This window comes from Campylobacter showae CC57C (assembly GCF_000344295.2).
GTDB classification, from domain to species: domain Bacteria; phylum Campylobacterota; class Campylobacteria; order Campylobacterales; family Campylobacteraceae; genus Campylobacter_A; species Campylobacter_A showae_B.
The window spans coordinates 1-8,655 of the sequence record NZ_AOTD01000129.1 but is presented as its reverse complement, the minus strand read 5'-3'; the positions used below and the strand labels follow the sequence as shown (position 1 = coordinate 8,655).

At 45.1% G+C, this 8,655-nt stretch carries 8 protein-coding genes; 1 reads left to right on the top strand and 7 read right to left on the bottom strand.

Annotation, left to right across the window (positions count from 1 at the left end; all coding sequences use genetic code 11):
- Nucleotides 1-145: 145 nt before the first annotated feature.
- From H740_RS12150 to H740_RS04925, 7 genes are all read right to left on the bottom strand, one after another.
- The gene (locus H740_RS12150) at nt 146-376 is read right to left on the bottom strand and encodes a hypothetical protein (protein ID WP_004322732.1); all 231 of its coding nucleotides are present in this window, start codon (nt 374-376) and stop codon (nt 146-148) included.
- 438 nt (nt 377-814) lie between these two features.
- On the bottom strand, nt 815-2,110 hold the full coding sequence (gene hisD, locus H740_RS04950; RefSeq protein ID WP_004322730.1) for a histidinol dehydrogenase: 1,296 nt from the start codon (nt 2,108-2,110) through the stop codon (nt 815-817).
- Nucleotides 2,107-3,231 (bottom strand): hypothetical protein, encoded by a 1,125-nt coding sequence (locus H740_RS04945; RefSeq protein WP_004322728.1) that lies wholly within the window; start codon nt 3,229-3,231, stop codon nt 2,107-2,109. The genes hisD and H740_RS04945 overlap by 4 nt, the downstream gene beginning before the upstream one ends.
- Nucleotides 3,232-3,271: 40 nt before the next feature.
- Entirely contained in the window at nt 3,272-4,339 is a 1,068-nt protein-coding gene (locus tag H740_RS04940; RefSeq protein WP_004322727.1) for an OmpA family protein, read from the bottom strand.
- Nucleotides 4,326-5,663 (bottom strand): MotA/TolQ/ExbB proton channel family protein, encoded by a 1,338-nt coding sequence (locus H740_RS04935; RefSeq protein ID WP_004322726.1) that lies wholly within the window; start codon nt 5,661-5,663, stop codon nt 4,326-4,328. Before H740_RS04935 ends, H740_RS04940 begins: the two co-directional genes overlap by 14 nt.
- An 8-nt stretch (nt 5,664-5,671) precedes the next feature.
- Nucleotides 5,672-6,736 (bottom strand): class II fructose-bisphosphate aldolase, encoded by a 1,065-nt coding sequence (fbaA, locus tag H740_RS04930; RefSeq protein ID WP_004322724.1) that lies wholly within the window; start codon nt 6,734-6,736, stop codon nt 5,672-5,674.
- A 10-nt stretch (nt 6,737-6,746) separates the two neighbouring features.
- Nucleotides 6,747-7,559: a peptidylprolyl isomerase gene (locus tag H740_RS04925; RefSeq protein WP_004322722.1), complete on the bottom strand. Its 813-nt coding sequence runs from the start codon at nt 7,557-7,559 to the stop codon at nt 6,747-6,749.
- 109 nt (nt 7,560-7,668) lie between these two features.
- Here H740_RS04925 and nth point away from each other — a divergent pair, with 109 nt between their 5' ends.
- Nucleotides 7,669-8,304 (top strand): endonuclease III, encoded by a 636-nt coding sequence (gene nth, locus H740_RS04920; RefSeq protein WP_002951993.1) that lies wholly within the window; start codon nt 7,669-7,671, stop codon nt 8,302-8,304.
- Nucleotides 8,305-8,655: the final 351 nt, after the last annotated feature.

Sequence of the window (8,655 nt, the reverse complement as noted above, 5' to 3'; positions counted from 1 at the left end):
TAAAATCCAACCCGCCTCGGAAGCACAAAAATAGCGATGCTCTGGGATGTTTTCAACCATAAATTTTAAAAATCGTAAAAATACTCGGGGGCAAATTTAACCCCTGTACCAGTTAAATTGTCGCCGGTGCAACTTATATTGCCGCTTAGAATTTTGAGCTCAAAAAGTTTTTAATATCGGCAAAATTTTTATAGTTATCCGTTTTGTAGCTTTTTAAAATTTGCAAAACTGGTTTTGAGCCGACAAAAGTAAAATTTCGCTCTATAAACTCCGCTCCGTCGTCGCTAATACGCCACTTTTGGCCCAAATTTGACAAAAAAGCGAGCATCTCATCACCCGCTGAAATAAAATTTGAAACGGGATTTTTCGGACTCATTTGTCTCCTTTTGCGAGATTGCCGTAAATTTTATAAAAACGTAAATTTTAGCAAGCCGCTCGTATGTTTATTTTGTAAATTTCAAGTGCAAAGCTTGCGGCAAAGAATTCGCAAAAACCGTAAATTTAAACAAAAAGGCGTTATATCTTGAGATGATTTTTGAAGTTGCGACGTAAAAATAAAACGGAGCGGACCGGTCGTCCGTGAGTATTTATTTTTACTAGCCCTTCAAAAAGCGTCCTAAAAACTTCGCAAAAATCGCCAAATTTCGCACGACAAACTCGCGGCGAATTTAAAATTTATCCAAAAAAATTCAAGAGATATTATATCTTGGAGAGATTTTAAGGGTTACGAAGTGAAAAGTAGGCGTAGGCGGGAAAAGCCGGTCCACCAAGCCGATTTTCGTAAGTTCCGTTAAAAGCTCCCGAGAGATAATATCTATTTCAAAGCTTCGAGCCTAACCGCGACCGAACGCTTATGTGCCTCCAGCCCCTCGGCATCGGCTAGCTTCATGCACGCATTTCCCAGCTCGCTTATGCCTTTTGCGTTTAGCGAGATGAGCGAGGTGCGCTTCATAAAATTTTCAACCCCGAGCGGCGAGTAAAATCTCGCGCTACCGCCCGTAGGTAGCGTATGATTGGGCCCGGCTAGATAGTCGCCCATCGCTTCAGGCGTGAAGTGCCCGATAAATATCGCGCCCGCGTGCCTGATCTGCCTAGCCAGCTCCATCGCGTCGTTTGTCGCGATCTCTAGATGCTCGGGCGCTAGCTCATTGGCCAGCCTCACGCACTCATCAAGGTCGCTAGCTACGATGATGGCGCCCTTTTTGTCGATGCTAGCCTGCGCGATCGGCTGCCTAGCTAGAGTCTTGATCTCCTCGTTTATATGCCTTTGCACCGCCGCGCCGAAAGCTTGATTTGGCGTGATGAGTACGGCGCTAGCCATCTCGTCGTGTTCGGCCTGCGAGAGTAGATCCACGGCGATGTGGCGAGGGTCGGCGCTCTCGTCGGCGATGACGCAGATCTCGCTAGGACCGGCGATCATATCGATATTTACCTCGCCGTAGACGAGCTTTTTAGCCGTCGCGACGTATATATTGCCAGGACCCGTGATGACGTCTGTTTTTTTGATCGTTTGCGTGCCGTAAGCCATCGCCGCTACCGCCGAGGCGCCGCCTACTTTATAGGCCTCCTTGATACCGCAGACATGCATGGCGGCTAGAAGTAGCGTATTTACCTTGCCTCCGACGGCAGGCGTGCAGACTACTATCTCTCCAACGCCCGCGACCAGGGCCGGGACAGCGTTCATGAGAAGCGAGCTAGGATAGGCGGCCTTGCCTCCGGGGATATATAGTCCCGCGCGGTCTAGCGGAGTGTATTTCGCACCTAGCAAAACGCCGTGCTCGTCGTGCTCCATCCAGGTTTTAGGCAGGCTTTTTTCGTGGTAGCTTTTTATGCGCTCAAAGGCTAAATTTAGCGCGTTTCGCAGGCAGCTATCTATACCGTCGTAGGCCTTTTGCATCTCGTCGGTGCTGATTTTTAGGCTATTTGCGTCGGGTTTCCAGCGGTCAAATTTCTCTATCTGTTCAAAAAGCGCCTCGTCGCCTCTAGCGCGCACGTCGCCTAGTATCTGCGAAACAGCAGGCATAACCGCGCTCATGTCGCCGTTTGAGCGGTTTACCAAAGCCGCAAAATAGTCCTTAAAATTTTCATTGCTAGTGAGTAAAAACTTCATCTCATCTCCTTAAATTTTCTTTCGTATCTTAGTTTTTGACTGATATTTCCGAGCGCGCCGCCTTGGTGGATGTATAAAATCTCGTTTTTAAACGCGCCCAGGTTTGCCATCATTGTTAAAAAGCCCACTGGATCATAAATGAGCTCAAACTCTATCCCTGTTTGCTCGCATACTTCGCGCCAAATTTGATAAAGCTCGGGCTTTAGATCACCGAAATGATATTTTTTGGGCGGCGGCAAAATGCGCGCCTTTGAGTTTGGCGTCAGCGCCTCGATCTCGCTTTTTAGGTAGTCCGCGTCGCCCACGCAAGGACAGGTAAAAACGTCAAATTTGACGTGCTTAGCCAAAAATGCCGCCGACGTGCCCGTGCCTGAAGGCAAAAATATATCACCGCCCTTCCCCTCCGCCTCCGCCCAGCGCTCTATCTGACTAGCCTGCGAGATAAAGCCCGCCTCAGCCTGCGGCTGCCAAACGCCCTCGTTTATAAAAAGCGAATCGCCGATGAAGCAATCCTGCGCGTCGGGTAAATTTGAGCTTGTTTGATCTGCGAATTTTTCAAAATTTGAGTTTTTATGGCTTATGCATTCAGTGGAATTTACATCTGCTAGCTCTGCTTGTTCGTCAAATTTGTTCAAATTTTCTCTGCCTAGATTTTGTAAATTCGGTGCGATCTTGGCTTGCGAATTCGGCACATTTTTCGCACTTAAATTCGTACCCGCAAAACCTAGTCTTTCATTAAATTTACTTAAATTTGATCCGTTTCTACCAGAACCATCCATCAAATTTAAAGCATCATCGCCGTAAATCTCGCCCTCTTTTAGGCCGGCTAGTTCGTAAGCTAAAGCCCTAGCCCGCGCCCGTCTATCTTTTTCTATATAGATTTTCATACCGTTTTCAAGGGCAAATTTAAAATTTCCGATCGAATTTGCCGCCAAATTTGTGCTTAAATTTGAAACGACGTAGTGAAACTCGAGCCCCTTCATCTTCGCAAAAACGCTTAGGCTATACATCGCGTTTGACTGGCTTGAGCCGTAGCTAACAACACGCTTTATACCGCCAAGACCAGCATGCAAGAAATACTCCAGCTTTCTAGCCTTGTTGCCATTAAATTCGCCATCCATCAGATCGTCGCGAAGTACGTAAAACTCAAGTCCGTTAAATTTAGTCTTTTGAATACTTTTGATTTTGCCGCTCCAAGAGATCTTGCATCTCTTTCATCGACTCTTTGTCCGAGATCGAAAATTTGATCTCGATGCGCCTTGAGGCATCAGGATCTTCTTTGCCGTTTTTCATCACCAGATCGCTAAAGCTACGCCCGCTAGCGATGAGATAGTGCTCTAGGCGCTTATCCTTGTTCCACGAGTAGATAAAATCTAGCACCGAATACGCGCGCTTTTGCGACAGATCAAGGTTGTACATGTAGCTGCCTACGGAGTTCGTATGCCCCTCAATCACGATTCTGTCGATGTGTTTTGCGATCTCTTCGTTATTTAAAATCGCCTCGAAATAAGTCTGCAAAATTTCTTTTAGGCGCGCCTTTGCTTCGTCTCTTAGCTCGTATGAACCCGTGTCAAAAAGTATAGACTCAGGTAGTGATACGACGCCCGTGCTAGGATCTATGCTAACCTTGTTTCCAAGCTTGGCGCGTAAATTTGATATGACGTTTGAGCGGAGCGAGCTGATGTCTTTTATCTTGTCTTTTGTTTTGTTAAAATCCTCTTCTAGCGCGATAAATTTTGAAATTTCGTCGCCGTATTTTGCGTTTAGCTCGTTTATCGCTTCGTCCTTTTGTGCTAAAATTTGCCCCAGCTGCACCACTCTATCCTGCAAATCTGCGATAGTTTTGTTTGCGTCGTTTAGATTTATCTCGTAGGTTTGGGTTAGATTCGTGAGTTCGTTTTTCTCTTTTTTGACGCCTTCAAGCATCTCGTTTACGAGCCTGTTTATGTCGGCAAGCTCTTTATTTTCACTCTTTGCGCGGTCTAAATTTGAAAAAATTTCTTTTATTACGTTTTCTTTGCGCGCAAGCTCGCCTTGCGATGAGACGATTTGCTTTTCGCGCTCGCTTAAGTCTTTTTGTAGTTTTGCCAGATCGCTTTGGCTAAGGACGTATTTTACGACGACGGCGCCGATGATGAGCATAAAAACAAACATTAGCCCGGCCATCAGGTCCGCATACGATATCCAAAAGGTCTGGTCTCCGCTTTTGTTCTCGTTACGCGTTTTCATCTAGCATATTCGCCTTTTCGATGGTTTGCAGGACCTCGTTTGCTTCTCTATCAAGCTCACTGATGTCTTGCTTTAGCCCTTCAATGAGCGCGCTATTATCATCATAAACTTCGCCGGCTTCGGCATCAAAGGCCTTTTTAAAGGCCTGCACGCCCTCGATTAAGCTCTCTTTAAAGCCCTCCATCGCTAGCTTTTGTTTTTCTAAAATTTCGCCGCTAAATTTAGAAAGCGATTCGCTAAAAATTTTGATGTTATACTCTAGCTCGCCCACGCTCTTTTCAAGCCTAGCCATGCGCTCGCCGCCCACGTCGTAGAGGCGGTTGTATTGCTCGGCAAATTTTAGCTGCATATCTTTGATATTGCCGTTAAATTTATTGATAACGTTTAAGATTTCGGCGTGGACTTTGATTAGATCTTTTTGATCTTTTGAGGATTTTAGCAGCGTATTCATCGTTTGTTTGATGTGCTCGCCGCTTAGTTTGACGGCCTCTTCCTCGTTTTTCAAGATATTTGTAAAAGTTTTAAATTTAGCCTCGATAGTTTTGTCGAGCTCCTCAAAAAACTCGGCGTTACTAACGTGCTCAAATATCACCCCGATCTTCTCAAAGTGTCTTAAATTCTCTTGCAAATATCTTCTACCAAGCTCCTCTTTCGTCCAGAAAAAGTCGCTCGTAGCGTTTTTCTGTCTTCGCACTAGCGTTTCAAATTTGCTCGTTCCGTATTTTTCAAAAAATATCCACCAAAGTGCCAAAAAGATACCGTAAATAGAGACGTAAAACGCAGTCGCTACGCCGCTAAGAAGGGTTGAAATTTCAGCCTCAAGCTCCATCGTGTTTGATGAATTAAACTCCGGCATAGAAACCGCGATACTGATAAACGTTCCTAAGATACCCAGCATCGGAAAGATGCCTGCACCCACGGAAGCGAAATTTTCATTACGCAAATTTCTGGTGTAATAGGCGACAAATTCGTCAAATCCTGCATTTGACTTCGTATCTTTGCCGATAACTAAAAGATGTTTGATGATATATTCTTTTAGATTTCGCTTAAAATCAGCCCCGCTTTGCTCAAAATAACAACAAGCAAGCTCGGCACTATTTTTAGCAAAGATTAGCGAGATCACCCAAATAACGCCCATCATAACGACCGTATGTAGGCCGATTTGGAAATTTATGTACCCAAAATACCCAAGAAGCGCGACGAGATAGATCACCGTCGGCAAAAATACGATTTTCGCATATACGAAAAAAGACCGCCTGCTCTTTACTTCAGGCAGCGCCAAATCGGTGAAATTATCGCTTCTCGCTTCTTTTTTGGGTTCCATCGTGAGCCTTAATTTCTATTTAAGCAGTTTAAATCTTCAAACGCGGTTAGCAGGCGCTTTACCATCGACTCCTCGCCGCTTCGTAGCCATTTGCGCGGGTCGTAGTATTTTTTGTTAGGCTTATCGTCGCCTTCAGGGTTGCCGATTTGACCTTGTAGATAGGCTCTGTTTTTTAGCTCGTACGCTCTCACGCCGTCCCAAAACGCCCACTGTGTATCGGTGTCGATGTTCATTTTTACAACGCCGTAGCTGACCGCGTCTTTGATATCTTGTAGCTCGCTACCGCTACCGCCGTGAAATACGAAATTTACGGGTTTATCTGTCGGAGTTTGAAATTTGTCCGCGACGTATGCTTGCGAATTTTTCAAAATTTCCGGTCGCAACACGACGTTACCCGGCTTATACACGCCGTGAACATTGCCAAAGCTCGCCGCTATGCTAAATCTATCGCTGATTTTGCTTAGTCGCTCGTATGCCTGCGCGACATCTTCTGGTTGGGTATAAAGAAGCGCGTTATCAACGCCCGTATTATCCACGCCGTCCTCTTCGCCGCCGGTTACGCCAAGCTCGATCTCTAGGCTGATACCAAGCTCGCTAAGCTCTTTTAGATACTTCTTGCAAGTGCTTAAATTTTCCTCCAAGCTCTCTTCACTAAGATCAAGCATATGCGAGCTAAAAAGCGGCACGCCGTGAGCTTTTTTGTATTCGCGGCTAAATTTAACCAGCTCGTCGATCCAAGGCAGTAACTTTCTAGCCGCGTGATCAGTGTGAAGGATCACGGGCACGCCGTAAGCCTTAGCTAGCAGGTGCACGTGCTGTGCGCCCGCTACTGCGCCTAGTACGTCGGCATTCCCGCAAGCTTTGCCGGCGTAAAAGCCGGCCCCGCCGTTACTAAACTGGATGATAACGGGTGAGTTAGCCGTTTTCGCCGCTTCTAAAACAGCATTTACCGAGTCGCTTCCGACCACGTTTACCGCAGGTATGGCAAATCCCTGCTCCTTTGCGTATTTATACAGCCTAGTTACGTCATCGCCGCTTAAAACGCCGGCTTTTACTACGTCTAAAACACCCATTTTATCGACCTTATTTATATTCTACTTTAGCTTTTGAGCGAAGCTCGTCGCCTCTTTTTCTGATATCGTTTCTAAATTTCTCCATCTTTAGATTGCCCTCTATTTGAGGTTTAACCTCGTTTAGACCTATAGTGCCGGCAGCTTTGCTATCCTCTTTTAGGATTACGTGGTAGCCGAAATTTGATTTAACAGGTTTTTGAGTTACTTCGCCTTTTTTAAGCGCAAAAGCAGCGTCCGCAAAAGGTTTTACCATTTGAGATTGGCCAAACCATCCTAGTTCGCCGCCGTTAGCCGCAGAACCTTGATCGGTAGATTTAGATTTTGCTAGCTCTTCGAATTTTTTAACCAGCTCGTCGCCTTTTAGACCTTTTAGCGCAGCTATTATGTCGTTTGCATCTTTTTCAGTAGCCACTAGGATATGCTTGGCTCTTACTTGTGCAGGCACGGCAAATTCGGCTTTATTTTTGTTATAAAAGTCGCTGATTTCGCCTTCGCTAACTTTGATATTGTCGAAAATTCTCTTCATCCAAAGATCAAGCGCGAGGTTGTTTTTTAGCTCTTCAAGCGCAGCTTTGTATTCGTCAGTCTTCTCTAGTCCGCTCTTTTTAGCCTCGTCTAGAAGTAGTTTTCTGTTGATAGTTTCGTCGATCACCTTTTTTTGAGTGTCTTTAGGTAGTTGCTCTAGTGTTACGCCAGGCATAGCAGCAAGCGTGAAAGCTACGTCCTTATCGGTTATAGCAGTTCCGTTTACGGTGGCGTACTCCGCCGCGTTTAGGCTTAGAGCCGCAGCCAAACTAAGAGATGCGAATAAAATTTTATTCATCTTTGTTCCTTAAATTTAGATTTTTGCGAGGGTGATTATAGCAGGAAAGTCATTAAATATAAGTTATAATTCATCAAAAATTTAAATAAAAACGGCTAAAATCGGCGCCATGAGAACAAAAAAAGATATAAACGCTATCAAAAACTTATTTTTAGAAAATTTCAAAGATGCGGGCAGCGAGCTTAAATTTCACAGCCTCTACGAGCTTCTCGTGTGCGTGATGTTAAGCGCGCAGTGCACCGATAAGCGCGTAAATTTGATCACGCCGTCGCTTTTTGAAGCATACCCCGACGTAGCAAGCCTAGCTCAAGCAAATCTAGCTAGCGTAAAAGCACTTATAAATTCCTGCAGTTTTTTTAACAATAAGGCCGAAAATTTGATCAAAATGGCAAAGAGCGTGATGAGCGAATTTGACGGCGAGATACCTACGACCGAAAAAGAACTGATGAGCCTAGCCGGCGTGGGCCAAAAGACCGCTCACGTCGTACTGATCGAGCATTTTGGATCAAATTTGATGGCTGTAGATACGCATGTTTTTCGCGTGGCGCATAGGCTTGGCCTTAGTAGGGGTAAGACACCCGAAGCCGTCGAGCTTGATCTAACCAAAGCCTTTAAAACGCAGCTAAATACGCTTCACCAAGCGATGGTGCTTTTTGGCCGCTACACCTGTAAAGCAATCAAGCCAAACTGCAAAGAGTGCTTTTTAAACGAACTGTGCAGCAGCAAGGATAAGAAATTTACGTAAAATTTGGCTTGTAAACACAGAACTAAATTTTACGGGTTAAATTTGATGTTTTGAAATAGCGAAGCAAAAGAGCTTTTTAACACCGCCTATCGCCTACGACATTAAGGCGGCAATATATCTTTGCCTCAAAGGTAAAGTGTCGCGCATTTAAAATTTTAGTAGAGTCAAATTTGCGTTTTCAGGGTACGGGTCTGGGCGAGTAAAATTTGAAGCCAAGACTTTGCAAATTTAACTTCAAATTTGAATAGAAAAAACCAAGGCGAAGTATTTTTTCTTTAGACTAGGCGGAAACGACGGAGGCGAGGGAGCGTATATGTAATACGTGACCGAAGCCGACCGAGTTTCCAACGA

Excerpts from the sequence above, each read along its gene's own strand:
- H740_RS12150 (WP_004322732.1), bottom strand. The coding sequence starts at position 376 with ATGAGTCCGAAAAATCCCGTTTCAAATTTTATTTCAGCGGGTGATGAG.
- hisD (WP_004322730.1), bottom strand. The coding sequence starts at position 2,110 with ATGAAGTTTTTACTCACTAGCAATGAAAATTTTAAGGACTATTTTGCG.
- H740_RS04945 (WP_004322728.1), bottom strand. The coding sequence starts at position 3,231 with ATGGATGGCGAATTTAATGGCAACAAGGCTAGAAAGCTGGAGTATTTC.
- H740_RS04940 (WP_004322727.1), bottom strand. The coding sequence starts at position 4,339 with ATGAAAACGCGTAACGAGAACAAAAGCGGAGACCAGACCTTTTGGATA.
- H740_RS04935 (WP_004322726.1), bottom strand. The coding sequence starts at position 5,663 with ATGGAACCCAAAAAAGAAGCGAGAAGCGATAATTTCACCGATTTGGCG.
- fbaA (WP_004322724.1), bottom strand. The coding sequence starts at position 6,736 with ATGGGTGTTTTAGACGTAGTAAAAGCCGGCGTTTTAAGCGGCGATGAC.
- H740_RS04925 (WP_004322722.1), bottom strand. The coding sequence starts at position 7,559 with ATGAATAAAATTTTATTCGCATCTCTTAGTTTGGCTGCGGCTCTAAGC.
- nth (WP_002951993.1), top strand. The coding sequence starts at position 7,669 with ATGAGAACAAAAAAAGATATAAACGCTATCAAAAACTTATTTTTAGAA.